The sequence below is a fragment of the Saccharomonospora piscinae genome (assembly GCF_005862235.1).
Lineage (GTDB): Bacteria > Actinomycetota > Actinomycetes > Mycobacteriales > Pseudonocardiaceae > Saccharomonospora > Saccharomonospora piscinae.
This window is the reverse complement of sequence record NZ_VCEK01000005.1, coordinates 120,985-146,285: the sequence shown is the minus strand read 5'-3', so window position 1 is coordinate 146,285 and position 25,301 is coordinate 120,985. Positions and strand designations below refer to the sequence as shown.

At 71.2% G+C, this 25,301-nt stretch carries 24 protein-coding genes; 10 read left to right on the top strand and 14 right to left on the bottom strand.

The annotated features are described in order from the left end of the window. Positions 1-3: 3 nt before the first annotated feature. The 3 genes from FFT09_RS20140 to FFT09_RS20130 are packed head-to-tail and all read left to right on the top strand — an operon-like array spanning position 4 to position 3,778. Positions 4-1,617 (top strand): prenyltransferase/squalene oxidase repeat-containing protein, encoded by a 1,614-nt coding sequence (locus FFT09_RS20140; RefSeq protein ID WP_081194557.1) that lies wholly within the window; start codon positions 4-6, stop codon positions 1,615-1,617. Then, positions 1,614-2,873, top strand: a complete 1,260-nt coding sequence (locus FFT09_RS20135) for a cytochrome P450 (protein ID WP_138383663.1) — start codon at positions 1,614-1,616, stop codon at positions 2,871-2,873. The genes FFT09_RS20140 and FFT09_RS20135 overlap by 4 nt, the downstream gene beginning before the upstream one ends. Next, entirely contained in the window at positions 2,861-3,778 is a 918-nt protein-coding gene (locus FFT09_RS20130) for a UbiA family prenyltransferase (RefSeq protein WP_138383662.1), read from the top strand. The genes FFT09_RS20135 and FFT09_RS20130 overlap by 13 nt, the downstream gene beginning before the upstream one ends. Here the strand turns inward: FFT09_RS20130 and FFT09_RS23495 are convergent. Continuing rightward, positions 3,775-4,176: an SAM-dependent methyltransferase gene (locus tag FFT09_RS23495; protein ID WP_341869021.1), complete on the bottom strand. Its 402-nt coding sequence runs from the start codon at positions 4,174-4,176 to the stop codon at positions 3,775-3,777. The two genes, FFT09_RS20130 and FFT09_RS23495, sit on opposite strands and share 4 nt — an antisense overlap. Further along, positions 4,100-4,609: an SAM-dependent methyltransferase gene (locus tag FFT09_RS23490; RefSeq protein WP_341869020.1), complete on the bottom strand. Its 510-nt coding sequence runs from the start codon at positions 4,607-4,609 to the stop codon at positions 4,100-4,102. Before FFT09_RS23490 ends, FFT09_RS23495 begins: the two co-directional genes overlap by 77 nt. Positions 4,610-4,899: 290 nt before the next feature. On the opposite strand from FFT09_RS23490, the gene FFT09_RS20120 reads away from it, so the two are divergent. After that, a complete protein-coding gene (locus FFT09_RS20120; protein ID WP_138383717.1) occupies positions 4,900-5,751 on the top strand; it encodes a phosphoribosylaminoimidazolesuccinocarboxamide synthase in 852 nt (283 codons plus the stop codon). Positions 5,752-5,758: 7 nt separating this feature from the next. On the opposite strand, the gene FFT09_RS20115 is transcribed toward FFT09_RS20120, so the two are convergent. Then, positions 5,759-6,052, bottom strand: a complete 294-nt coding sequence (locus FFT09_RS20115) for a DUF3040 domain-containing protein (RefSeq protein WP_138383661.1) — start codon at positions 6,050-6,052, stop codon at positions 5,759-5,761. A 167-nt stretch (positions 6,053-6,219) separates the two neighbouring features. Between FFT09_RS20115 and FFT09_RS20110 the strand changes: the two genes are divergently transcribed. Then, positions 6,220-7,386, top strand: coding sequence for an AI-2E family transporter (locus tag FFT09_RS20110; protein ID WP_138383660.1), 1,167 nt, complete (start codon positions 6,220-6,222; stop codon positions 7,384-7,386). 217 nt (positions 7,387-7,603) lie between these two features. After that, entirely contained in the window at positions 7,604-8,362 is a 759-nt protein-coding gene (locus FFT09_RS20105) for a hypothetical protein (protein WP_138383659.1), read from the top strand. A gap of 252 nt (positions 8,363-8,614) precedes the next feature. Here the strand turns inward: FFT09_RS20105 and FFT09_RS20100 are convergent, their stop codons facing one another. The 7 genes from FFT09_RS20100 to FFT09_RS20070 all read right to left on the bottom strand — a co-directional run bounded on the left by FFT09_RS20100 (position 8,615) and on the right by FFT09_RS20070 (position 14,568). Further along, entirely contained in the window at positions 8,615-9,535 is a 921-nt protein-coding gene (locus FFT09_RS20100; protein WP_138383716.1) for a universal stress protein, read from the bottom strand. Positions 9,536-9,551: 16 nt separating this feature from the next. Further along, positions 9,552-10,001 carry an SPW repeat domain-containing protein gene (locus tag FFT09_RS20095; RefSeq protein WP_138383658.1) on the bottom strand — a complete coding sequence of 150 codons (450 nt, stop codon included), beginning with the start codon at positions 9,999-10,001 and terminating at the stop codon, positions 9,552-9,554. Then, positions 10,001-10,369 (bottom strand): hypothetical protein, encoded by a 369-nt coding sequence (locus FFT09_RS20090; RefSeq protein WP_138383657.1) that lies wholly within the window; start codon positions 10,367-10,369, stop codon positions 10,001-10,003. The genes FFT09_RS20095 and FFT09_RS20090 overlap by 1 nt, the downstream gene beginning before the upstream one ends. Positions 10,370-10,470: 101 nt before the next feature. Next, positions 10,471-11,280 carry a carbohydrate ABC transporter permease gene (locus tag FFT09_RS20085; protein ID WP_138383656.1) on the bottom strand — a complete coding sequence of 270 codons (810 nt, stop codon included), beginning with the start codon at positions 11,278-11,280 and terminating at the stop codon, positions 10,471-10,473. Then, positions 11,277-12,209 carry a carbohydrate ABC transporter permease gene (locus tag FFT09_RS20080; RefSeq protein WP_024876761.1) on the bottom strand — a complete coding sequence of 311 codons (933 nt, stop codon included), beginning with the start codon at positions 12,207-12,209 and terminating at the stop codon, positions 11,277-11,279. The genes FFT09_RS20085 and FFT09_RS20080 overlap by 4 nt, the downstream gene beginning before the upstream one ends. After that, entirely contained in the window at positions 12,206-13,567 is a 1,362-nt protein-coding gene (locus tag FFT09_RS20075; RefSeq protein ID WP_138383655.1) for an ABC transporter substrate-binding protein, read from the bottom strand. Before FFT09_RS20075 ends, FFT09_RS20080 begins: the two co-directional genes overlap by 4 nt. Before the next feature lie 2 nt (positions 13,568-13,569). Next, positions 13,570-14,568, bottom strand: coding sequence for a zinc-dependent alcohol dehydrogenase family protein (locus FFT09_RS20070; protein ID WP_024876763.1), 999 nt, complete (start codon positions 14,566-14,568; stop codon positions 13,570-13,572). Between the two features lie 128 nt (positions 14,569-14,696). Between FFT09_RS20070 and FFT09_RS20065 the strand changes: the two genes are divergently transcribed. After that, complete coding sequence (locus tag FFT09_RS20065; protein ID WP_138383654.1) at positions 14,697-15,680, top strand: sugar-binding transcriptional regulator; 984 nt, start codon at positions 14,697-14,699, stop codon at positions 15,678-15,680. A gap of 57 nt (positions 15,681-15,737) precedes the next feature. Here FFT09_RS20065 and FFT09_RS20060 read toward each other — a convergent pair whose 3' ends face one another. Further along, positions 15,738-16,358: a YHS domain-containing protein gene (locus FFT09_RS20060; RefSeq protein ID WP_138383653.1), complete on the bottom strand. Its 621-nt coding sequence runs from the start codon at positions 16,356-16,358 to the stop codon at positions 15,738-15,740. A 167-nt stretch (positions 16,359-16,525) separates the two neighbouring features. Here FFT09_RS20060 and FFT09_RS20055 point away from each other — a divergent pair, with 167 nt between their 5' ends. From FFT09_RS20055 to FFT09_RS20045, 3 genes are all read left to right on the top strand, one after another. Next, positions 16,526-17,677: a sensor histidine kinase gene (locus FFT09_RS20055; protein WP_244231430.1), complete on the top strand. Its 1,152-nt coding sequence runs from the start codon at positions 16,526-16,528 to the stop codon at positions 17,675-17,677. Continuing rightward, on the top strand, positions 17,674-18,342 hold the full coding sequence (locus FFT09_RS20050) for a response regulator (RefSeq protein WP_138383652.1): 669 nt from the start codon (positions 17,674-17,676) through the stop codon (positions 18,340-18,342). The genes FFT09_RS20055 and FFT09_RS20050 overlap by 4 nt, the downstream gene beginning before the upstream one ends. Positions 18,343-18,454: 112 nt before the next feature. Then, positions 18,455-19,399 (top strand): RluA family pseudouridine synthase, encoded by a 945-nt coding sequence (locus tag FFT09_RS20045; RefSeq protein WP_081194026.1) that lies wholly within the window; start codon positions 18,455-18,457, stop codon positions 19,397-19,399. A 13-nt stretch (positions 19,400-19,412) separates the two neighbouring features. Here the strand turns inward: FFT09_RS20045 and FFT09_RS20040 are convergent, their stop codons facing one another. The 3 genes from FFT09_RS20040 to FFT09_RS20030 form a co-directional block, all read right to left on the bottom strand. Beyond that, positions 19,413-21,896, bottom strand: coding sequence for a DNA gyrase/topoisomerase IV subunit A (locus tag FFT09_RS20040; protein ID WP_024876769.1), 2,484 nt, complete (start codon positions 21,894-21,896; stop codon positions 19,413-19,415). A 36-nt stretch (positions 21,897-21,932) separates the two neighbouring features. After that, complete coding sequence (locus FFT09_RS20035) at positions 21,933-23,990, bottom strand: DNA gyrase/topoisomerase IV subunit B (RefSeq protein ID WP_138383651.1); 2,058 nt, start codon at positions 23,988-23,990, stop codon at positions 21,933-21,935. 144 nt (positions 23,991-24,134) lie between these two features. Then, entirely contained in the window at positions 24,135-25,202 is a 1,068-nt protein-coding gene (locus tag FFT09_RS20030) for a DNA polymerase IV (protein ID WP_176218336.1), read from the bottom strand. Positions 25,203-25,301 lie beyond the last annotated feature (99 nt).

The window sequence follows — 25,301 nt, the reverse complement described above, 5'->3', positions numbered from 1 at the left end:
CGCATGACGCCGCGGGTGTCCTGGCTGGACCGTACGGACGAGACGGTGCGGACGCTGCTGACCGACATGGCCGCCGACCCGAACGGGCAGTTCGAGTCATGTGCCTACGAAACGGGCCGCTTGGTGACGCTGGCGCCGTCGCTTCCGGGGCACGACCGCCGCGTGCGCTACCTGCTCGGCACGCAGCAGGCGGACGGGCGCTGGGGCGGGCCCGGGGACTACGACATCGTCACGACGCTCAGCGCGACCGAGGCCCTGCTCACCGAGCGGGATCGACCGGGAGCGCATCCCGGCGCCGCCCACGGCGCCGAACGCGGGCTGACGGCACTGTCCCGCAGGTTGCGGTCCACCACCACCCTGCCCGACACCGTCGCCGTGGAGATCATGGTCCCCGCGCTGGTGGCGGACGTGAACGTCCACCTGGCACGGCTCGGCCGCCGCCCACTGCCGCTGCCCGACGGCACCCGCGCCGAGTTGCTCGACGCCGTTCGCGGCGCCGCCGCACACGGTCACGCTCTGCCGGACAAGCTGCTGCACTCCCTGGAGATCGTCGGCCCCGCCGCGAGCGGGGCGGATTTCGTGCGCCCGGTGGACGAGCGCATCGTCGGCTGCTCCCCCGCCGCGACGGCGGCCTGGCTCGGGGACGAGACGATCCGGCGCGGCGAGCACCCCGCGGTGGAGTACCTGCTCTCGGTGCGGCACGCCGACGGCGGAGTGCCGGTGGCCGCACCGCTGACGCTGTTCGAGCGGTCCTGGGTACTGTCCACACTGGCCGACTCCGGTGTACCGCTCACCGCGCCGCGCCCGGTGCTCGACGAGCTCGTCACGAGCCTGCACGCCGCGTTCTCGGACGACGGCGCGGCCGGTGGACTCGGGCTCCCCGCCGACGTCGACGACACCGCCACCGGCCTCTACGCGCTCGCACTGCTCGAGCGCCCGCGTTCGATCGAGTGCCTGTGGCAGTTCGACCGGGGCGATCACTTCTTCTGCTTCCCCGAGGAGCGCACCGCCTCGCCCACCGCCAACGCCCACGTCGTGCAGGCGCTCGGCAGTGCCCTCGCGGCACCGCCCGCGCGCTCGGGACTCGCCGGGGAGCCGCGCGGCCGGGCCGCCGACGCGCTGGCCACCGTGAGCCGCTGGCTGGTCGAGCGCCAGGACACCGACGGCAGCTGGTCGGACAAGTGGCACGCTTCGCCGTACTACGCCACGGCCTGCTGCGCCGTGGCACTCGCCCAGTACGGCGGTGCGGCGGCCCGGCCCGCCGTCGACCGGGCCGTGGACTGGGTGCTGACCAGCGAACGCGCGCCCGGCACCTGGGGCCGCTGGTTCGGCACGAGGGAGGAGACCGCCTACGCGGTGCGCACGCTGTTGCGGGCGGGCAACCCGGCCGGGGAAGTCGGGGAAGTTCTCGCGCGGGCCGCCGCCCGGGGCGCCGCCTCGCTGCTGCACCGCTGGGACGACGACACCCCGCATCCCCCGTTGTGGCACGACAAGGACGTCTACACCCCCTCCCGGATCGTCCAGACGGAGATCATCGCCGCGCTGTACGCCGCGCACACCGACCCGCGTACCGCGGGCCTGCTCGCCGACGCCAGGACCACCGCGGGGATCGGGTGAACCGCACCGAGTTGCGGCTGGCGTTGCGCACGCTGCCGTTCCTCGACGCCCACCGGGCGGAGCCCGCTCGCCACGTCGTCCTCGCGGCCGACCCGCCGAAGCTGCTCGTGTGGGACCCCGAGACCGTCGAGTGGCTGTTCCGCTCCGACGGCGAGCTGGACCATCCCGGCAGCCGCAGCCTGCGGCCCCTGTTCGGTCCGCACTCGCTGCTGTGGGTGGACGGCGAGCGCCACACCGCGTATCGCAGGACGCTCGGTCCGCCGCTGCGCGGGCGGCGGCTGTCCGCGTACGAGGGCCTGATCGCCGACACCGTGCGGGACGCCGTGTCGGCCCTGCGTCCCGGAGACACCGTGGGACTGGCCGACTGGACCCGCGCGCTGGCGCTGCGGATCATCGCGCGGATCGTGCTCGGCGACCTCGACACCCGCACCGAGCGAGTTCTCGACGGGTTCACGGCCTGGATCGACGACGCGCTGGGCTCCCGCCGCCGGACCCTGGCCCACCGGTTCCTGCGCGGCGGGCTGCCCCGCTCCGGTGCCGGTCTCGACGCGGAGCTGGTGTCGTGGGCGCGCGCCGAATCCCGTCCCGACCCCCCGGCGCTGGCCGCACTGCTGCGGCAGGCGGACGGCCCGCTCGCCGACCTGCCCGACGGCGAGCTCCGGGACCAGCTCGTGTCGCTGCTGTTCGCCGGGCACGAGACCACGGCCTCGGCGGCGGCGTGGACGCTGTACCGGCTCTCGTGCGACGAGGCCCTGCGGGACGAGGTACTCGCCGAGCTGGACGCCCCCGGCGCGGCGGGCCGTGCCGCACCGCCTGCCTCCGCCGTCCCGCTGCTGACGTCGGTGATCTCCGAGACGCTGCGGCTGGCTCCGCCGGTGACGGTGGCGGAGAACCGCAGGCTGCGCGCGCCGGCCCGGTTGCTCGGCCGGAACCTGCCCGAGGGCACCACGCTGACCACGAGCATCTACCTCGCGCAGCGCCAGGACGACACCTTCGCCGATCCGCTGCGCTTCGACCCGCACCGGTTCGTGGGCCGCCGTTACGATCCCGCGCGGTACCTGCCGTTCGGCGGAGGTTCGCGGCGCTGCCTCGGCGCCTCGCTCGCGATGCTGGAGTTGCGGGTGATCGTGGCCGCGGTGTTGCGGCGCCGCGAGTGGCGCTGCCTCAACCCGGGGTCCGCGAGACTGTCGCTGCGAGGGCACGCCATGGCGCCGTCGTCGCGGCTGCGAATGCGGGTCACCGCGTGCCGGGACTGACGGCCCGCGACCTCGCGGCCGTGCACCGGCTGGAGTTCCCGTTCTGGCTCAACACGCTGTGCCAGGCCCTCTTCGGCGCGTGCTTCGCCGTCACCGCCCCGGCCGGGATGCTGGCGGTGGGCCCGGTGCTCGTGGTGGTGGCCAACGTGGTGCTCATGGAGGCCGGTCTGGTGCTGAACTCCGTGGCCGACCTCGACAGCGACGCGCGGCACGCCGAACGCGGCACACTGGCCTCGGCGACCCGGCGGCTCGGCAGGCGAGCCGGGCTGCGGCTGGCCACGGCCGAGTTCGCGCTCGGGTTCGCGCTGGCCGTGGCCGCGTCCGTCCACACAGGGCACTGGCTCTGCGCCGTGGCGGCGGCGGGCACGGTCGCCGCCCACGTGCTGTACAACGTCGAACCGGTCCGGCTCAAGACACGGGGACTGCCGGGCGCCGCGGTGTTCGCGGCCGGAGTGGTCGCCCTGCCGTGCCTCACCGCCCACGCCGCGGTGAGCCCCACCGTCGGGACGGCCACCGCGCTGGTGTACGCGGGGCTGACGCTGCTGGCGGCGGGCCGGGTCGTGTGGTGGTCGGTGCCCGACCGCGCGGCCGACGCCGCCGCGGGACAGCGCACCACCAGCGTGCGGCACGGGGCCGTGCGCGCGCTGGGCCTGGCCCTGCCCGTGCTCGTGGCGGGGCTGACCTGCCTGACGTGGGGACTGTGGTGGTACGGCGGTCCGGCCGGACCCGTGGTGGCCCTGGTCGGCGCGGGCGGGCACCTGGTGTTCGTCGCCACGGTGGTCCTGCTCGCGCGGCGGCTGGCCGCGGGAGAGCGCGCACGCTCCACCGTGCTGCGCCGGAGCGTGATGCCGGTGGTGCTGGCGGCCGACGTCGCGATCGTCGCCGTGGCGCTGGCGGCGGGCTAGGCCGTGTCCGCGCGGCGGCCGACGCGGGCCAGCCCCGTGTACATCCGCACCTCGCTGGGGTTGCGCACCACCTCGTCGCCGGGTTCCGGCCGCCACAGCGGCACCGGCACCACGCCGGGCTCCACGAGGTCGAGGCCGGTGAAGAAGCTCTCGACCCGCTCCCGCGACCGCAGGCTCACGGCGGGGAACTGACCGAAGCGCAGCCCCTCGAAGATCTGGAAACCGGACAGCACCTGCGCGTCCTCGCCGAAGTGCGACAGGGCGAGATAGCTGCCCTCCGGCAGGACGTCGACGTAGGACGACACGAGTCCGTCGGGGTCCTCACCGTCGGGCACGTGCAGCAGCAGTTCGGTCATCAGCACCGCGAACGGCCGCGAGGAGTCCAGTACGGCGCTCACGTCGGGGTGGTCGAGCACGCCGCGCACGTCGCGGCAGTCCGCCACCACGAACGCCGTGTTCTCCGCCCCCCGCGATCAGTTCCAGGCTGTCGGCCTCGATGGAGGGATCGATGTCCACGTAGACGACCCGGCTCGCTGGATCCGCCGCCGTGGCGACCTGGTGGACGTAGTCGCCGGTGGGCAGCCCCGAACCGAGATCGAGAAACTGCGTCACACCCTGCTCGACCAGGAAGCCGACCTGGCGCCGGACCAGCGCGCGCTGAGCCCGGACGAGGTAGGGAACGTGCGGCCCGCACAACTCGATGCGCTGGGCCATCTCGCGGTCGGTGTCGTCGTGGTGGTCGCCGTCGAGCCAGTAGTCCCGAATGCGGGCGATGTTGGGCAGGACGACGCCGAGGTTGTCCGGCTTCGGTGCTCCCTGCGGCACTCCCACGGCCCAGCACGCCTCCTCACGTGATCCGTCCGCGCCCGCGCGCCGACGTTGGTCCCCCGAGCCGACCTCCGGATCCTACTGGCGGGAAACTTTTCACGTCACGGCCCGAGCGCACAGTGTGACGATCACCGAGGCGCCTCGCTTTCCGGGCACGACAACGGAAAACCCGTCGCCCGACGTTCGTTCCGCGTCGCTCCGCGTCACTCCGCGTCCGTCCACAATGGGCTGACGTGATCTGCGACACAAAGCCGATCGCGGTCCGCTCCGGCCCCCTCGGCGCGGCCACTACGATGACGCCCGTGAAGCACCTGCACGCGGGCAAGGTCCGCGATCTGTACGAGGACCGGGGCGATCTGCTGCTCGTCGCCTCCGACCGCGTGTCCGTCTACGACGTGCCGCTGCCCACCCCCGTGCCCGGGAAGGGCGCCCTGCTCACCCAGCTCTCCGTGTGGTGGTTCGAGCGCTTCCGCGACCTGGTGCCGAACCACTTGCTCTCGGCCACCGACGTCCCGGCCGAGTTCGCGGGCCGCGCCGTCCGCTGCCGCCCCCTCACCATGATCAAGGTGGAGTGCGTGGCGCGCGGCTACCTCACGGGGTCGGCACTCGCGGAGTACCGCCGCACCTCGTCCGTGTGCGGCGTGCCCCTGCCCGACGGGCTGGTCGAGGGCAGCGCGCTACCCGAGCCGATCTTCACCCCGACCACCAAGGCCGAGAACGACCTGCCCATGACGTTCGAGGACGTCGTGGCCCAGGAAGGCCGCGACACCGCCGAGCGCCTGCGGGATATCACGCTGCGGCTGTACCGCGAGGGCGCCGCCTACGCCGCCGAGCGGGGCATCCTCGTCGCCGACACCAAGCTGGAGTTCGGCTGGGACACCGACGGCGTACTGACGCTGGGCGACGAGGTCCTGACGTCCGACTCGTCGCGGTTCTGGCCCGCCGACGAGTGGCGGCCCGGCCGGGCGCAGCACTCGTTCGACAAGCAGTACGTGCGTGACTGGGCGACCTCGACGGGCTGGAACAAGACGCCACCCGGCCCCGCGATCCCCGACGACGTCGTGGCGGCCACCCGGCAGCGCTACGTGGACGTGTACGAACGGCTCACGGGCCAGCCGTGGACCGGCGGGCCGGTAGCGCGCTGAGCAGCGCTCACTCCAGGCGCCGGTGCCGGGGCACGCCGTCGTCGCCGCGCGTCAGGTGCAGGCACGCGGCACCCGCCAGGCACACCGCGCCGAAGAAGATCAGACCGAAGTTCAGGGTGACCACCCCCAGCAGCACGATGACCACCGCGAGGGCGTCCGCACCGTAGCGCAGCAGCCGGGACCGCCGCCCTACGGCCGCCGAGGCGCCCGCCTGGCCGAGCTCGCGGGCGAGCCTCGGGTCGTCGTGCTCGAACCAGTCCTGTATCCGTTCCAGCTCGCGCCGTTCGTGGTGGCTCAGCATGACGTGCTCCCGGACAAGCGGAATGGCTGATACCCGTGAGAATTACCCCGTTCCGGGGACGGCAAACGGTGGGTGGGTGACGCGCGGGCTCCACCTCACGGCTGGTTTCGCGGGGGACGGCACCGGCTACCCGTGCCCCGGATCAGCGAGCGCCCGCAGGAGGTGTCATGCCGGAACCGGCCGTGCGGTTCACGTCCGGGACCCTCCGTCGCGCCGCCGTCACCTCGGTACAGCTGCTGGCCGTGTTCGCCGTGCTCTGGGCACTGCGCAATGTGGCCAAGCACCTCAGTTACGTACTCATTCCGCTGTTCGTGGCCCTGCTGCTGACGGCCATGCTCGAACCTGTCGTGTCGTGGCTGACGCGCCGCCGCTGGCCCCGGTTCCTGGCCGTGCTCGCGGCGCTGGTGTTCGGACTGATCGTGGTCGGCGGGCTCGTCACCTTCGTGGTGCTGTCGATCATCGAGTCGTACGACGATCTCCAGGGCCGGGTCCTGGAGGGCATCGAACGCCTCCAACGATGGCTCAACCAGGGCCCGTTCCCGGTCAGTGGCGAGCTGGTCGGGCGCGCGCAGGACTGGATCGGCGGCAACCAGTCCACGGTCCTCACGCAGGCCCTCACGGCGTTCAGCACGGTGGGCTCGTTCGTCGTGGGCCTGGTGATCGCGCTGGTGCTGTTCATCATGTTCCTGCACGCGGGGCCCCGGCTGTGGGCGGCGACGCTGTTGCCGTGGCGGCCGGGGACCCGGGAGATCGTCGACGACGCGGGCCGCAGGGCCTACCGGGGCGTGGTGCTCTACGTGCGCGTGACCGCGCTGGTGGCCCTCATCGACGCCCTCGGCATCGGCATCGGGCTCGCGGTCGTGGGCGTGCCACTCGCCGTCCCGCTCGCGGCACTGGTGTTCATCGGCGGCTTCGTCCCCTACGTCGGCGCCGTGGCGTCGGGTTTTCTCGCCGTGGCGGTGACACTGGTGAGCAACGGCCTGCCCGCCGCGCTGATCATCCTCGGCGTGGTGCTGGCCGTGCAGCAACTGGAGGGACAGGTACTGCAACCGGTGTTGCAGGGCAACTTCTCCAACCTGCACCCCGCGGTGGTACTGGTCGCGCTGGTCATCGGAGGCGCCGAGGGCGGCATCGCCGGCGTGCTGTTCGCCGTGCCGGTGCTCGCGGCGGTGCGCGGCGTGGTGCTCGCCGTGGCGGAACACCACGCTTCCCGCGAGGCGCCCGCGGAGCCCGAGCGGGAACCGGCCGACACCGCCGAGGACGGCGGGGATGCCGCCGAGGACGGCGAGGACAAGTCCGACCGCCCGGACGGCGGCGGCCGCACGGGGGTTTGAGCGCGGGAGCACCCCGTCGGGGTCCGGTCACGGGCTTCCCCGATTTCGTCACTCCCGCACGCGCCGATCATCGTCGCGTGCGGCCTCGTGCTTGGGTTCACGACCCGCTTGCAGTCCCGGCTGCTGGCAGGATCTCCCGGAGCAGCGCGGACGAGATCGCGAAAAAGCTGCGCGGAACCGGGATCACACCGGCCGAGCCAACGGTATAATACTCCTAATGGCGATCTCGCGATTCGAACCGTGGGAAGTACTATCGAACAGTGCGGACGTGACGGGATGGTTCGCACCCGTTCTCCATGACGCCCCGCGGGATAACATTCGGGCATTGGTTCCCGATATGTATCCGCAATACGTACGTCTGCTTCACCCCGCGTATCAGGAACGGCCCAAGGGGAAGCGGATGGTTCAGTGGAAAGAGATCGCCGCGTACACGAATCGCGTATTTCATCCACTGGTTCAGTTCCCAAACCTAGTGGGACTACGGTTGCAGCAGTACGAGAGCGGGATCAACGAGAACGAAGGGAAGTATGGGCCTTGGACAGACCCGCCGGAACAGGGAACTCTGCCACCGGAGATCATAGGATCGGTGGTCGAAGTGTTGCGCAGGTGCACCGACACGCCAGACAACTGTTTTTTTGCACTGTGGTCCGGTTGGGCCGATGTTCGGAGGCTCGATATCGCCAAAGCGGCACACCTGCGCCTACCCGGTCGGGACTACATCGTTTTTCAGGGCGCGATCGACACGGCAAAGCAATCAGTGTTCAAGTGGAGATTTCAGGCGATGAACCTGTGGTGGCCTGCAGATCGGCGCTGGTTTCTCGCCACTGATATAGACCTAGAGAGCACATACATCGGGATCGATGACAACGGCATGGAAGCCATGATGAATCAGGATTTGCTGGAAACAATCGCGACAGATCCGAATAATGGGATCACGACGTCGTCGGACAGTGTCAATCCATCACCTGCACCTTGATCTGGGCGGGAGACACTGTCACCGTGCTGATCGATGACGGCCCTGTTGGCCTCACGCCAGATTCCGGGTCGCCGCCGAGGGAGCGGCGGTAGAGATTAGTGGCCGACGCCTCGACCACGAGGAAACTCACCACCGCGCCGAGCCCGAAGAGCAGGAGCGCACCGGGTCCGGCGTCCGGACCTCTCGCGCGTACAGCCCGGGCGAGATCACCCCGCTCTGCCGACCGGACGCCATGACGCGGCCCCTTCCCGCTCAGCCGTTCTCCTCGTCCTCCGGCCTGCTCCGCAGCACCGCCACCGGGCAGGGCGCGTGGTAGAGCACCGCGTGGCTGACGGACCCGAGCAGCGCCCTGGTCACCGGCCCCCTGCCGTGGCTGCCGACCACCAACAGCCGTGCGCCCTCCGCCCGCTCCAGCAGCGCGTGGGTGGGACGGTCGGCGACACCGTCCCAGCGCACCGATACCCGGGGGTAGCGGCGCGCCACCTCCTCGAACTGCTCGCGCGCGGCCTCCTGCACGGCGTCGTCCATGTGGTAGAGCCCGACCTGCGCCGGAGGTGCGGTGGCGTAGACGTCGAGCGGCCAGTCGGTCCACGAGTGGACGGCCCGCAGCGGCACCCCGTGCCGGTCGGCGAAGCTCAGCGCGAAGTCCACCGCACGGTTGCTGGTCCCCGATCCGTCGACGCCGACCACGACGGGTGCCTCCGGCGGGGCCGGTTCGCCGCGCACCACCACGAGTGGCTGCCGCAGCGCCCTGGCGAAGTAGGCGACCGTGGACCCGAGCAGCATGCGGGAGAGCGCACCTCGCCCCGACGCGCCCGCGACCACGAGCGCGGGACCGATCTCGTCGGCCAGTCGCGCCACCGTGACCTCGGGGGCCCCGTCCGGCAGTGTCGTGAGTACCGTCAGACCCGGGTACAGCGCGCGGCAGTCCGCGGCGACCTCGTCCAGCTCCCGCCGGGTCTCTTTGACGATCTCGTGCGCGCCGACGTTGGCCTGCGCCAGCTCCTCCTGCGATCGCGGCGGCTCCCACTCCAGCGACCACGCGATCAGCAGGGGCCGTTCCCGGGCCGCCGCCTCACCCGCGGCCCACCACACGGCCCTGCGGCCTCCCTCGGAACCGTCGAAGCAGGCGAGTACCGCGTCCCGCGCCTCCACCGCCGACCAGCTCGCCATCACGCCGACCTCCCGCTCATCTCGCCGTTTGCCCGCGTCGTCCTGCGCCGCCCCAGCGCGCACCGAGGTACAGCCCGGTCACCGCGGCCAGCATGACAACGGCCCCGGTGACGACATCGTTCGCCCGAGCGGCGCCCGCCTCGTCCCCGCGATAGCCCAGCGCGAACGGCGCGACGACGAGCCACACTCCGAGTATCAACGCGACCCACCCCGGCCAGGAAGCGGCGAACGGCGACACGGCCCGCATGCCACCCAGCGGGGCCAGCAGCAGGCCGGCGGCGATGTCCGTCACCGCCGAGTCCGGCCCCGCCGCGGTGGCGGGATGCTCGATCACCCACGGGGACACCACCAGCCACACCCCGGCGAGGAACACCACAGCGCCGGCCAGCCCGGCCAGCACGTCCCGGTGGGGCACCGGGGGTTGCGCGGCGGGCCGCAGCCGGGGCGGGTCGGCGTCACGCCGCATCACGTCGCTCCCGTGACGGGGCCGGTGTCCTCGACGACGAGCGGTGTGCCCTGCATACACGTGGTGGCGAGGCCGGGACGCGGTGTGCCCCGGACGACCAGTTCGGCGCCGGGCCGCACCTCGGCGCCCGCCTCAAGCAGCAGGTACTCGCGCTCGCCGGTCTCCAGCACCAGGCAGTTCGGTTCCACGCCCTCGACCACCGTGCCGCGCACCGTCACCGGTTCGGGTACGCGGGAGTCGGGCGGCGTGGTGGTGCGCGCGGGAGGCGACGGGGGCGAGTCCTGCCCACCGGGGCCGGGATCGTCGGCGCACGAGGTCACGCCGCACAGCAGCACCACGGCGAGTGTCGCGATGGCGACCGATCGCACGGTTCACACCTCCCGCCGCCGAGAGCGACCACGGCTGTGGCATCCGGGTTCCCGGACGACCGCGCGATCAACCCTCGGCGGGCGGGAGAGGCGGGGCGCGGCTACTTCACCGCGCCCATGGACAGCCCGCGCACCAGGTGCTTCTGCGCCACCCACCCGACGATCATGACGGGGAGCGAGGCCAGCAACGCCGCGGCCGACAGCTGGGCCCAGTACAACCCCTCACTGGTGATGAACCCCGACAGGAACACGGGCACCGTGCCCGCGCGGGCGGCGGTCAGGTTGATGGCGTAGAAGAACTCCGTCCACGCGAAGATGACGCAGATGAGCGCCGTCGCCGCGATGCCGGGCGCCACCACCGGCAGCACCACCCGCCGCAGCAGCACCGGCAGCGACGCACCGTCGATGCGCGCCGCCTCGATCATCTCCTTCGGCACCTCCAGCAGGAACGACCGCATCATCCACACGGCCAGCGGCAGGTTCATCGCCGTGTAGAGGATGACGAGCGCCCACACGTGGTCGAGCAGCTCCACGTTCTGCGAGATCACGTAGAGCGGGATGATGGCCGCCACGACCGGAAGCATCTTCGTCGACAGGAAGAAGCCCAGCGCGTTGGCCGTCTGCTTCACCGGCGCCAGCGACAGCGCGTACGCCGCGGGGATACCCAGCAGCAGCACGAACAGCGTCGAGGTCACCGTGACGAACGCCGAGTTCGCGAGATAGGGCAGGAACCCGCGCTCCACGACCCCCGCGAACTGCTCCATCGTCGGCGTGAACACCACCGACGGGGGATCGGTGTAGGCGTCGGCCTCCCGTTTGAACGCCGTCACCACCATCCACACGACGGGGAACACGAACAGGATCGCCACCAGCCACGTGAACGCGGTCAGGGACGCGCGACCGAGCCTCATTTCACGCCTCCGCTCACATCGAAGGACCGGAACATCACGCGCAGGGCGAACGTGGCGACGAGCAACGTCAGCACCACGACGATGACCCCCATCGCCGACGACTGTCCGACATCGAAGCCCTCGAAGGCCCGTTGGTAGAGGTAGAACGGCACGTTGGTGCTCGCCGTGCCGGGCCCGCCCTGGGTCATCAGGTAGATCGCGTCGAACGAGTTGACGATGTAGATCGCGCCGAGCAGCGCGGCCAGCTGCAGGTACCGGCCGAGCTGGGGAAGCGTGATCGACGCGAACGTGCGCCACCGGCCCGCTCCGTCCACCTGCGCGGCCTCCAGCACCTCGCGTGACTGCGCCTGCAGCCCCGCGAGGATGAGCAGCGTCATGAACGGTGTCCACTGCCACACGATCTGCGCCATCACCGACCCCAGCGGATACGCCGACAGCCAGTCGGTGTCACCGCCGAAGACGAAGTTGACCAGCCCGTACGTCGGGTCGAACATCGTCGTCTTCCACAACAGCGCCCCGGCCGCGGGCAGGATCAGAAACGGCGTGATGATCAGCGTGCGCACCACCGCCCTGCCGGGAAACGCCCGGTCCAGCAGCAGCGCGAGCCCCAACCCCAGCAGCATCGACACGAAAACGCACACCACGGTGAGCACCACGGTGTTGAACAGCGCGCCCCGGAACTGGCTGTCGGCGAGCACGTCGACGTAGTTGTCGAAGCCCACGAAGTGCTGCGATCCGGGCCGCACGAGGTTCCACGACTGGAACGAGTAGACCACGGTCACGAGGAACGGGATCTGCGTCACCAGGATCGTGAAGATCAGCGCGGGCAGCAGTGGAGCCCTGCGCCGCCACGCCCCCTCGCGGCGCGGCGCGCGTTGCCGGGGTCCGGGCGCGGACACGGTGGTGGTGTCGGGCAGTGTCGTCGTCATCGGGTCTCCCGGTACGACTCGCCGACGGTCTCGGCGTATTCCTGTGACTGCCGCAGCGCCTCGTCCACGGACTGCTGCCCGGCGATGGCGGCGGAGAGCTGCTGGCTCACCCGGGTGCCCAGGTCCTGGAACTCGGGAATGCCCACGAACTGGATGCCCTCGTAGGGCACCGGTTCGGTCATGGTCTCGTCCTGGTTCGCGTGCGAGATCCCGTCCAGCGTCGGTTGCGCGTACGCGCTCGCCGCCTCGAGGTACTCCGGGATCTCGTAGGTCGACTGGCGGCAGCCCGGCGGCACCCGGTTCCACCCCAGTTCCTCACCGACCAGGCGCACGTAGTCCTTGTCGGTCATCCAGCTCAGGAACTCCCACGCGAGATCCTTGTCCTCGGTGCTCGCCGGGATCGCCAGCGACCACGTGTAGAGCCAGCCGCTCGCCTCGGTGTCCATCACCGGGGCGGGCGCGTAGCCGGACTTGCCGACGACCTTGCTGCTGGCGGGATCCTCGTTGGTCCCGGCCATGACCGTGGCGTCGTACCACATGGCGGCCTCGCCCTGTGTGTAGCGCGTGCCGCACTCGGTGAATCCCGCGTTGGAGGCACCCACCTGGCCGTGCTCGCGCACCAGGTTCACGTAGAACTCGGCCGCCTCCCGGAACTCCGGCGAGGTCAGTCGCGCGTTCCAGTCCTGGTCGAACCACTGCCCGCCGAAGGTGTTCACCACCGTCGTGAACGGCGCCAGGCTCTCTCCCCAGCCGGGTTTGCCGCGCAGGCAGATCCCGGCCACCCCGGCCTCGTCGTCGTCGAGGACGGCGGCGAACTCGGCGATCTGCTCCCACGTCGGGTTCTCCGGCATGGTCAGCCCCGCCTGTTCGAACAGGTCCTCGCGGTAGGCGAGAAACGACGACTCACCGTAGAACGGCACCGCGTACATCGAGTCCTCGTAGGACAGCGCGTCCCGGATGCTGGGGATGAAGTCGTCGGCGTCGTAGTCCGGGTTCGCCTCGAGATAGGGCCCGAGATCGGTCAGCCAGCCGTTGGCCGCCCACTGCGGCGTCTCGTAATTGCTGATCATCACGAGGTCGAACTCGCCGCCCTGGGTCGCCGTGGAGGCCGTGATCTTGGCACGAGCCTGGTTCTCGGGCAGGGACACGAAGTTCAGCTCGACGCCGTGTTCGCGCTCGAACCGGTCCGACAGCGCGATCGCGTCGTTCATCTGCGGGTTGGCCACGATGGCGATGGTCAGTGCCCCACCGTCCGCGCCGAGCGCACCCGCGCCCGCGCACCCCGGCACGGCGAGCAGCGCGGCCACGAGGAGCAGGGGCAAGCGGCGACGTCGGCGTCCACCCTGTGCTCGGCGCATCCTCACTCGCCCCCCGGAACAACCTGGATCTTGAGACCGGTGCCACCGCGCATCAGCTCCAGCGCCTCACCGAAGCGCTCCAGCGGCAGCGAGTGGGTCACCAGCTCGTCGGTGTCGACGGCGCCCTGCGCGACGAGGTCCAGCGCGGCGCCGTAGCTGTGCAGCACGGCCATCGACCCCACGATGGTGATCTCGTCGTTGTAGATGCGAAACGGCGACAGCGACACCCGCGCCTCCTCCGGCGCGACACCGAACACCAGCAGCCGCCCACCCCGGCGCACCCGGTCGAAGGCGGCCTCGATGGCGGGCACCGCGCCCGTGCAGTCCACCGCGGCGTCGAACGTCTCACCGTCCAGTTCGGCGGCGTCGCCCGCGACGGCGTCCGCACCGAGGCGCGTGGCCCTCGGCAGCCGGTCCGCGTTGCGGTCCACCACCGTGACCTTGGCCCCGGCGCGCAGCAGCAACTGCTGCAGGATCAGGCCCATCGTGCCCGCGCCCATGACGAGGAACCGCTCCCCCGCCTCCACACCGACCCGCCGGATGCCGTGGACCGCGCACGACACCGGCTCCACCAGTGCGCCCTGCGCGAACGTCATGCCCTCGGGCATGCGGTGACAGGTCGACGCGGGAACGGCCACGTACTCGGCGAACGCACCGTCCACCGTGTCTCCGGTGGCACCCCAGTTGGCGCACAGGTTGCCGTGCCCGGCCCGGCAGGGACCGCAGTGACCGCAGAACAGCGACGGGTCCACGGCGACGCGGTCACCCACCGCCCACCCGCCGGGGGCGTCCTGGCCGACCTCCACGATCTCGCCCGCGAACTCGTGACCCGGCACGATCGGATACGGCGTCGGGGGAAAGTGGCCGTCGGCGATGTGCAGGTCTGTGCCGCAGATGCCACACGCGCCCACGCGGATGACGACGTCGGCGGGCCCGGGCTTCGGTTCGCCCACGTCACCGACCCTGATTCTCCCGGGTTCGTCCACGACAGCCGCACGCATGGAAGCCCACCTTCCCCTGCTCATATGAGCATATTGCCCTTAGTTGATTCTCAGATGCGCAGGCATTGAACGACTTTTTCGGCCGATACGTCAACATCACCTCGGTAACGGGATGCTAATCTGCTCAGATGAGCGGACGAAATCGCCCGTGGAACCTGCTTGACGCCGTCGAAGCAGCCACCATCGCCCACCGCTTCTACGTACAGGGGGACTCCAAGGTCGAGATCGCGCAGGACCTCGGCATCAGCCGGTTCCGGATCGCGCGCATCCTCGACCGTGCCAGGGAAACCGGCCTGGTCCGCATCGAGTTCTCGCTACCCGAACCCGTCGAGCCGGGCCTGTCCGGCGAGCTGCGCGCCGCGTACGGTCTCCGTCGCGCACTCGTGCTCGAACGAGCGCAGGACGGGGAGACCCGGCCGCAGCTCCGGCAGCGCGTCGGCGTCGTCGCCGCCCGCCTGCTCACCGAACTGGCCACCAGGGACGACGTCATCGGCCTGTCGTGGGCCCGGTCGGTCAACGTCATGACCGAGCACATCCGCGCACTTCCCCGGTGCCCCATCGTCCAGCTCTGCGGAGTGCAGGCCGGCATGGACATGCGCGACCGGACCGTGGAGACCGTGTCCCGGCTGGCGACGGTCGCCGGCGGCGAGTCGTATCCGATCTACGCGCCGCTCGTGCTGCCCGACCGGCGCACCACCGACATCCTGCGCCGCCAGCCCGGCATCGTGGAAACCTTCCGCCGCTACCGCAACCTCACCAAGGCGGTCGTCAGCATCGGCGCGTGGCGGGAGGGCGAGTCCACCGTGTACGACGCCCTGTCGGCCGCCGAACGCGACGCCATCAGCGCCCGCGGCGCGAAGGCCGAGGTGGCCGCCCGGCTGTTCGACGCCGACGGCAACGCACTCGACACCGGCCTGTCGCACCATGTGCTCGCCGTCAGCCACGACGAACTCCGCCGCGTTCCCGAGGTGATCGCGCTCGGCTACACCACCCCGAAGGCCGAGGCCATCGACGCGGTGCTGCGCTCGAAGACGGTGACGACCCTCATCACCGACGCCGAGACGGCCAGGGAGGTTCTCGACCTGGCCGCCCGCCGCCCGCCCGCCCCCTGACGCCGTGTCCGCAGCCCGCGTAGCCGTGTCCGCATCGTGCGGTGCGAACTCGGCTACCTAGTCTGCGGACACGGTGTCCTCGGTGAACACGTGGTGGCAGCCCTTGCTGCAGAACGCGTACGTCTCGCCGTCGTGTTCGGCCACCGCGGCGGCATGACGCAGCGGCACCACCATGCCGCACACCGGGTCGTAACCGCTTCCCTCCGGCATTCGCTCGGGGCGCCGCGGGGACTCCCGGTGCGCCCGAGTGAGCAGCCGCACCAGGTCCTCGGCCCCCATCGGCGTGCCGAAGACACCGATGCCGCCCTCCGGCACCCCGAGCACGTGCACCCAGACGTCGGGCTGCTCGAACGCCCGGTCGCCACAGGCCACCTCGGCGAGCGCGCGCGTCATCTCCTTGATCAGATGCCCCGCCGTGTCCTTACGCCAGGCCCCGGGCACACTCACCCGAACCAGGAACCGGGGCGGCACGTCGCCGCTCTCGCGTTCCTCGTCGACGAAGCTGTCCGCCGCCTCGTGGAACACCAGCCGCATCCACCGTCGCGCCTCCCGCAGTGTCTCGGGCGCGTGCCCCTCGCCGTCGTCACCCGTCGTGCTCTGGATGAACCGCCGGTTGATCTCCGCGCGCTGTCCCGCCGTCAGCACGCCAGCCCTGGTGTGGACCTCGACGAGCATCATGATGTCCCGCCTCCTTCGCTCGCTCACTTCGCCGTCGTGCCGATAGTGGCCGTCACCCGGGCCGCTCCGCGTCGGCGCGACGGCGGCGATCGCCCGCCCGACGTACTCCCGTGGTCGTACGCCCGTCGTGGGATTACCCAGCGCCGCGCACGGTCTACGCTTCGCTCGTGCCGTTGTCACTGCCACGAGTGCCGAGCCCGATCCGCCTGACGCGGGGCGATGCGCTCGACACGGCCCTGGCCGTTGGCGTGGCCGGGTTCGCCCTGGCCGACGCCGTGCTCGGCCCGCACGACACCGGGGTGCTCGACCTCGGGCTCCTGCTCGCGAGTTGCGCGGCGCTGGTCGCCCGGTCACGCGCGCCGCTGGTGGTCCTGGCGGCGACCCTCGCGTTCGGGCTCGCCTACACCCTCCGTACCGACCCCGGGCCCGTCGCGACGGTTCCGGTGCTCGTCGCCCTCTACACGGCGGTCGCGGCAGGCCACCGGATCGCGGCGGTCTCCGTGGCGGGCCCGTTGCTGGTGTTCGCGGTGGCCGACAACCTCGCCTCGGTGAGCGACCTGCCGACAGCGCGGGCGTGGCAGGCCGCGGTGCTGCCGGTGGGCTGGTTCGTGGCGTCCGTCGTGCTCGGCGAGGTCACCCGCCAGCGCCGGGCCCGCCTCGCCCTGGTGGAGGCTCGCGCCACCGAGGCGGAACGGACCCGCGAGGAGGTCGCCCTGCGCCGCGCCGGCGAGGAGCGGCTCCGCATCGCGCGCGACCTTCACGACTCGCTCACGCACCAGATCTCGGTGATCAAGATTCAGGCGGAGGTCGCGGTGCATCTGGCCCGCAAGCGCGGCGAGGACGTCCCCGACGCACTGCTCGCGGTGCTGCGGGCGAGCCGGGACGCGAGCCACGAGCTGCGGACGACGCTCGACGTGCTGCACGACGACGCCCGCCCCGGCCTGGCCCGGCTGCCCGAGCTGGTGCGCTCCGCGTCGGCGGCCGGTGTGCGGACCACGGTGGCCGTCGACGGCGACACCGTGCCGCTGCCCGCCGACGTCGACGCGACGGCCTACCGCATCGTGCAGGAGGCGCTGACCAACGTCGCGCGCCATGCCGGAACCGACACCGCGAGGGTCAGCGTCGGTTACGGCGACGAGACTGTCACCGTGCGCATCGACGACGACGGGATGGCCCACCCGGACAGCGACCCGAGCCCCGGATTCGGGCTCCGCGGGATGCGGCAGCGGACGGCCGCGCTCGGCGGCACCCTGCGAGCCCAGCCCCGCCCGAACGGCGGTTTCACCGTCGAGGCCGTCCTGCCGTGGGAACGCCGATGATCCGGGTGGTGCTCGTCGACGACCAGGCCCTCGTGCGCGGCGGATTCCGGGCGCTACTCGACGCCGAGGACGACATCGAGGTGGTCGCCGAGGCCGCCGACGGGATGGCGGGCCTCGCCACGATCGGTGAGCACGTTCCCGACGTGGCCCTGGTCGACATCCGGCTGCCCGGCCTCGACGGCATCGCGGCCACCCGGCGGGTCGCCACCGACGCCCGCCTGTCCGGCGTCCACGTCGTGATGCTGACGAACTACGGCTTCGACGAGTACGTGTTCGACGCCCTGCGGGCCGGCGCGAGCGGGTTTCTCGTCAAGGACATCGAGCCGGTGGACCTGCTGCACTCGGTGCGCGTCGCCGCACGGGGCGACGCGTTGCTCTCGCCTGGGATCACGCGCAGGCTCATGGAGACGTTCGCGGCGCGGCCCCCTTCGGGGCGGCATCCGGCGGCTCTGGACGGCCTCACTCCGCGCGAGCGCGAGGTGGTGGCGCTCGTGGCACGTGGGATGTCGAACGACGAGCTCGCCGGGCACATGGTGATCAGCCCCGCGACGGCGAAGACCCACGTCAGCAGGGCGATGACGAAGCTGGGCGCTCGCGACCGCGCCCAGCTCGTGGTGTTGGCCTACGAGTCGGGCCTGGTCGTCCCGGGCGGGGGACCATCGTGAGGTGCGGACACGGCTACCCAGCCTGAGGACACGGCTACGGGAGCTGCGGACACGGCTACGCAGGCTGCGGACACGGAGCGGCACGGGGGTCGGCACCGGTTACAGTGCGGCCATGAGACGTGCGCGGCGCCCACCGTCCCCACTGCCGCAGCGGGACGGCCTCGACGCGGCCCGGGTGCGGCTGCCCGCGAAGGGTCCGTGGGACACCGTGCGCGACTACCTGGTGCGGCGGCTCGACCGCCTGCCGCCCGAACGCATCGACGCGATGCTGGCCGAAGGCCGCTTCGTGACGCTCGACGGGCCCGTCACACCCGACTCCCCGTACCTGCCGAACGCGTTCGTGTGGTTCCACCGCGAGCTGCCCGACGAGGTCCCCGTGCCGTTCGACATCGGCATCGTTCACCAGGACGACGACCTCGTGGTGGCCGACAAGCCGCACTTCCTCGCCACCACCCCGCGCGGCGACCACGTCACCGAGACCGCGCTCGTGCGGCTGCGCCGTGACCTCGGCATCCCGGAACTCACCCCCGTACACCGGCTCGACCGCGTGACCGCCGGACTGCTGCTGTTCGTCACCCGCCGCGAACTCCGGCGGCCCTACCAGCAGTTGTTCCAGCACCGCCGGGTGCGCAAGGAGTACGAGGCCGTCGCGCCGCACGACGACGGCCTCGACCTGCCGAGGACGGTGCGCGACCGCATCCTCAAGAAACGCGGCGTCCTGACCGCCCGCACGGTGCCGGGCGAGCCCAACGCGGAGACCCATGTGGAACTGCTCGACCACGCGAACGGGCTGGGCCGGTACCGCCTGCTGCCGACCACGGGCCGAACCCACCAGCTGCGGGTCCACATGAGCGGGCTCGGGGTGCCGATCCTCGGCGACACCTTCTATCCCGTACTCACCGAGACCGCACCCGACGACTTCACCCGCCCGCTGCAACTGCTGGCCAGGGCACTGGAGTTCGACGACCCGATCACCGGCCGCCACCACCGGTTCACCAGCGGCAGAAGCCTGCTCGCCTGGACCGACTACGCCGCCTGGGCCGCCGACACCCCGTGAGCACGGCGGGCCGTCAGGCCCGCTCGATCTGGTGCCCCACCACCTCGGGTCCCGGATGCGCGGCACCCGACCCGTCCCGGCGCGGGTCGGTCTCGGGCAGCTCCACGGCCTCGCCCTTGGCCGTGGACCCCGCGGGCCGGGGGCCCACCCAGGCCAGCCTCAACCGCGTCTCGCCCTTCAGGAAGCGGTGCGCGCGCACTCCGCCGGTCGCGCGCCCCTTGGCCGGGTACTCGGCCAGCGGCGTGACCTTCACCGTCTCGCCCGTGGCCGTCACCACGAGAGGCTCGCCGTGTTCGGCGTCGTCGGTGCGCACCACCCCGAAGAACACCGCCTCGGCGTCTCCGGTCAGGTTGATGCCCGCGACCCCGCCGCCTCGCAGTCCCTGCGCCCGCAGCAGCGCGACATCGAAGCGCAGCAGCGAGGCGTGCGAGGACACGAAGGCGATCTCCTCCGCGCCGTCGGTGAGCCAGGCGGCGCCCACCACCTCGTCGTCGTCCTTGAGCGTGATCACATCGAACTCGTCGGCCCGTACCGGCCAGTCGGGAGCGCACACCTTCACCACTCCCCGGCGCGTGCCGAGCGCCAGGCCCGGCGAGGCTTCCGCCTGCTCACCGAGCGGGGCGAGCCCCACCACGCGCTCGTCTCCCTCCAGCGGGACGAGTTCGCGCACCGTCATGCCACCGCGCAGTGACACCGTGCCGGACGACTGGGGCAGCACCGGCAGCGGCAGCACGTCGGTCTTGAACGCCCGGCCTCGGTTGGTCACCAGCAGCACCTGCCCGCGGGCGGTGGTGTGCACCATCGCGGCGATGGCGTCGTGGCGAGCCCGGCCGCTGCGCCTGCGGCCCTCGACCGCCTCCTCGGACTCGGCCGCCGTCCTCGCGACCAGCCCGGTGGCCGAGAGGATCACCTGGCAGGGATCGTCGGCGACCTCCAGCGGGCCCGCGGGCTGCGACGCGGCGAGCACCTCCTTGAGATCACCGTCGACCAGCGCCGTGCGGCGCGGCGCCGTGAACTGCTTGGCCACCGCGGCGAGCTCCTTCGACACCACCTTCCGCAGCACCGACTCGTCGTCGAGGATCGCGGTCAGCTCGGCGATCTCCTCGCGCAGCCTGTCCTGTTCGGACTCCAGCTCGATCTTGTCGTACTTGGTGAGCCTGCGCAGCGGCGTGTCGAGGATGTAGGCGGCCTGGATCTCCGAGAGCGCGAACCGCTTCATCAGGCCGTCCTTGGCGGCCTGGGCGTTCTCGCTGCCGCGGATCAGCTTGATCACCTTGTCGATGTCGAGCAGGGCCTTCAACAGGCCCTCGACCAGGTGCAACCGCTCCTCACGCTTGCGCCTGCGGTAGCGGGTCCGGCGCGTCACCACCTCGTAGCGGTGGGCCAGAAACACCTCCAGCAGCTCCTTGAGCCCCAGCGTCCTGGGCTGGCCCTCGACCAGCACGAGGTTGTTGATGCCGAACGACTGTTCCAGCGGCGTCAGCCGGTAGAGATCGGCCAGCAGTGCCTGCGGGTTGACGCCCACCTTGCACTCGATGACGAGCTTGGTGCCGTTCTCGCGGTCGGTGAGGTCCTTGACGTCGGAGATCCCGGTGAGCCGCTTGCGCTTGTTGACCTCCTCGGTGATGCGCTCGATGACCTTCTCCGGCCCGACCCCGTAGGGCAGTTCCGTAACGGTGATGCCCTGCTTGCGGCTGCCCTCGATCGGCCCGGTGGTGACCTTGGCCCGCATCCGGACCACGCCCCGGCCCGTCTCGTACGCCTTGCGGACCTGGTCGAGTCCGAGCAGTTGCCCTCCCGTGGGCAGGTCGGGACCCGGCACGAACTCCATGAGCTTGTCGAGCGAGGCGTTCGGGTGGTTGATCAGCCACCGCGCGGCGGCGACGACCTCGCCGAGGTTGTGCGGGATCATGTTGGTCGCCATGCCGACCGCGATTCCTGATGTGCCGTTGACCAGCAGGTTCGGGAACGCGGCCGGCAGCACGGTCGGCTCGGTCAGCGAGCCGTCGTAGTTGTGGCGGAAGTCGACGGTGTCCTCGCCCAGTTCCCCGACCAGGTGCATGGCCTCGGGCGACATGCGTGCCTCGGTGTAACGCGAGGCCGCCGGTCCGTCGTCCGGAGATCCGAAATTTCCATGCCCGTCGACCAGCGGGACGTTCATGGAGAAGTCCTGCGCGAGGCGCACCATGGCGTCGTAGATGGCCGTGTCACCGTGCGGGTGGTAGCGGCCCATGACGTCACCGACCACGCGCGAGGACTTCACGTAGGCGTGGTTGGGCCGGTAGCCGTTCTCGTGCATCGAGTAGAGAATCCGGCGGTGGACCGGCTTGAGCCCGTCGCGCGCGTCCGGCAGCGCCCGGGAGTGGATCACCGAGTACGCGTACTCCAGGTACGAGTCCTCGATCTCCGTGCGTACCGGGTTCTCGAAGACGCGCGCACCGGCCTGGTCGAACGCGGCCGGGTCGACGCGGGTGGTGGTGTTCTTGCGCCGTGCCATGACTTGTTCGTCGCTTCCTGTGGTGTGTCCGTCGCGTCAGATGTCGATCGCGGCCTGGTCGACCCGCTCGGCCGAGGTGATGAGCCACTTGCGCCGGGGCTCGACCTTCTCGCCCATCAGCAGTTCCAGCGCGGCCTCGGCGGCCTCGGCGTCGTCGAGGGTGATGCGCCGCACCGAACGTGTCGCGGGGTTCATCGTGGTGTCCCACAGCTCGTCGGCGTCCATCTCGCCGAGGCCCTTGAAGCGCGGGACCGGCTTGACGATCTGCTTGCCGCGGCGCTCCAGCTCGGAGACCTTCGCCTCCATCTCCCGCTCGGTGTAGGTGTAGTGGGTCTCGGCGTTGCGGCCCTTCGTGGTGATCTTGTGCAGCGGCGGCATGGCGGCGTAGAGCCTGCCGTCGGTGATCACCGGGCGCATGTACCTGGCGAACAGCGTGATGAGCAGGGTGCGGATGTGGGAGCCGTCGACGTCCGCGTCGGCCATGAGGACCACTCGGCCGTAGCGCATCGAGGCGACGTCGAAGGTGCGCCCGGTGCCCGACCCCAGCACCTGCACGATGGAGGCGATCTCGGCGTTCTTCAGCGCGTCGCCGAGGTTGGCCTTCTGCACGTTGAGGATCTTCCCGCGCAGCGGCAACAGTGCCTGGTACTCCGACACGCGGGCCATGCGCGCCGAGCCCAGGGCGCTGTCGCCCTCGACGAGGAAGAGTTCGCTGCGGGAGACGCCGGTGCTGCGGCAGTCCACCAGTTTGGGCGGCATGGCCGCCCCTTCGAGCGCGGTCTTGCGGCGGGCGGCGTCCTTCTGCTGCTTCTGCGCGAGCCGCACGCGCGAGGCGTCGACGATCTTCTGCAGCACCGTCTTGGCCTCGGCCTTGGTCCTGCGGTGTTCGGCCCACGCCTTGATGTGCTTCTCGACGAGACCCTGCACCACCTTGGTGATGCCCGCGGTGGAGAGCTCGTCCTTGGTCTGGGAGGTGAACTGCGGTTCGGGGATGCGCACGTGGACGATCGCCGTCATGCCCTCGCACACGTCGTCGATCGTGGGCGGGTCCTCCTTGGGTTTGAGCAGGCCGCGCGTCTTGGAGATCGCGTCGTGCACCGCCCTGACGAGGCCGCGTTCGAAGCCCTTGCGGTGTGTTCCGCCGTGGACGTTGCGGATGGTGTTGGTGAAGCACACGACGGTGCGCTCGTAGCCGGTCCCCCACCGCAGGGCGATCTCCACCTCGGCGCGCCGCTCCACGTTGGACTGCATGACGCCGTTGGCGTCGGCGGCGTTCTCCTTGTAGGTGCCCTCGCCGGTGATGAGGTGGGTGTCGCAGACGGCGCGGTCACCGGCCGGCGCGAGGAACTCCACCATGTCCACCAGCCCGTGGGGGTAGTGGAAGGTCTCCTCGTTGATGGCCGAGTCGGTGGCCGTGCGCAGCACGTACGTGACGCCCGGGACCAGGAAGGCGGTGTGCCGCAGCTTGGTGCGCACCAGCTCGACGTCCAGCTCGGCGCCGCGCTCGAAATAGCGCGCGTCGTACCAGTAGCGGATGGTGGTGCCGGTGGACTCGCCCCGCTTCATCTTGCGGGCGAGCCGCAGTCCCGACTGGGGCGTGAACTTGGCCTTGGGCCCGGGGCCGTCGAAGACGCCGGCCACGCCGCGGGCGAACGACATCTCGTGGACCTTGCCACCGTGCCGGACCGAGACGTCGAACCGCAACGACAGCGCGTTGACCGCGGAGGCACCGACGCCGTGCAGGCCACCCGAGGTCTTGTAGCCGGAGCCGCCGAACTTGCCGCCCGCGTGCAGGCGGGTCAGCACGAGTTCCACGCCGCTGAGGCCCGACTTGCCGTGGGTGCCAGTGGGGATGCCGCGCCCGTCGTCGGCGATCTCCACGCTGCCGTCGGCGTGCAGCGTCACCACGACCCTGGTGGCGTGGCCCGCGACGCCCTCGTCGGTGGAGTTGTCGACGATCTCGGTGAAGAGATGGTTGACGCCCCGGCTGTCGGTGGAACCGATGTACATCCCGGGCCGCTTGCGGACCGCTTCGAGACCTTCCAGGTGCGTGAGGTCGTCGGCCCCGTAGAAGTTCTCCGCAGAGGCAGTCACGTGCTCGCTCTCTCCCAGATCGTGAAACGCGGTGTCGTCACGGCTCGTCGAGCAGTTCGGTCAACTGTTCGAGTGCCGCATCAGCGTAGTGCAGGGTAACGACACCGGCGACGCGTATGGGGTCCAACACCGGTGTGTCCGGCCTCATTCCGCCGGGAACTCGGCCCGGACGCCGAGCAGGCGCACGGGGCGGTCCACCGTGAAGCGGTCGAAGACCCGGCGCGCGGCCCGCGTGAGTTCGGCGGCGTCCGAGGTGGGAGCAGGCAGCGTCACGCTGCGTGTGTGCGTGACGAACGGAGCGAAGCGCACCTTCACGGCGACGCGGGCGGCGGGGCGGCCCTCGGCGACGACGTCGGCGGCCACCCTGGCGGCCAGCCCGTCCAGGTGGTGCCCCAGCTCGGTGGTGTCGGAGACGTTGTGCTGGAAGGTGGTCTCCCTGCTGCGGGACTTGGGCACGTACGGGGTGGCGGTGACGTCGCGGTCGCCCGCGCCGTGGGCGAGCACCCGGTAGTAGGGGCCGAGCGTGGGGCCGAACGCCCTCGCCAGTTCGCCGGGGTCCGCGGCGGCGAGAGCGGCGACGGTGGTGATGCCGAGGTCGGCGAGCTTGCGGCGGGTCTTGGCGCCGACGCCCCAGAGCGCGTCGGGCGCCCGCTGTCCCATGACCTCGGTCCAGTTCGCCCTGGTCAGCCGGGACACTCCGCCGGGTTTGGCGAAGCCGGTGGCCAGCTTGGCGGTGTGCTTGTTGTCCCCGATGCCGACCGCGCACGACAGTCCGGTGCGCTCGGCCACGGCACGACGCACCGCGCGGGCCAGCGACTCCGGGTCGGCGGTGCGGGCACCGAGGAACGCCTCGTCCCAGCCCGCCACCTCCACGACCACCGGGAACTCGCGCAGCACGGCCATCACCCGCTCCGAGACCTCCTCGTAGGCGGGCGGGTCGGAGGCGAGGAAGACGGCGTCGGGACAGCGGCGTGCCGCCGTCCGCAGCGGCATACCGGAATGCACACCGAACTCCCTGGCCTCGTAGGAGGCGGTGGCCACGACGCCGCGCTGGGCCGGGTCGCCCGCGCCGCCGACGACCACGGGCAGGCCGCGCAGCTCCGGGTGCCTGGCGATCTCGACGGCGGCGATGAACTGGTCGAGATCGACGTGGAGTATCCAGTCCGGTGTGGACTCGGTGCTGCCGGTGGCCCCGGCCGACGGTGTGGGCACGGGGAAAGTATGCGCTCCGGGTGCCGACGCGGCCACCGTGCCGGACCAGCCGGATCGCGCGGAATTCGGGTGCGGTGCGTGCGAGTCCCGCCGTACCGT